This window comes from Streptosporangium amethystogenes, from assembly GCF_000721075.1.
Taxonomy (GTDB): domain Bacteria; phylum Actinomycetota; class Actinomycetes; order Streptosporangiales; family Streptosporangiaceae; genus Streptosporangium; species Streptosporangium amethystogenes.
On sequence record NZ_JOEQ01000185.1, the window covers coordinates 1 to 324 of the forward strand.

Below are 324 nucleotides of genomic sequence, written 5' to 3' on the forward strand. Positions count from 1 at the left end.
CAGGACCAGATGGCGAGTTTGGTGCCGTTGGCCGTGGCGTTGTTGGGCACATCCAGGCACTTGTTCGCGCCGACGGCGGTGATGGTGCCGTCGGAGTTGAACCGCCACTTCTGGTTGTTCTGACCGTTGCAGTCCCAGATCTGCACCTGCGCGCCGTCGACGGTGCTCTGGTTGCTCACGTCCAGGCACTTGTTGCCGTAGACCCGCAGCTCACTCGCGCCGTTCGACGTCCACTGCTGGTTGTTCTGTCCGTTGCAGTCCCAGATCTGCGCCAGGGCGCCGTTGGCCTGCGAGACGCCGGTCACATCGAGACACCTGCCCGAG

Annotated in this window: 1 protein-coding gene; it reads right to left on the bottom strand. The window is 64.2% G+C overall.

The features are described 5' to 3' along the window. Positions 1-305: RICIN domain-containing protein (locus IG98_RS0144215; protein WP_030926767.1), on the bottom strand; the 305-nt coding region annotated here is incomplete at its 3' end. Between the last annotated feature and the right edge of the window lie 19 nt (positions 306-324).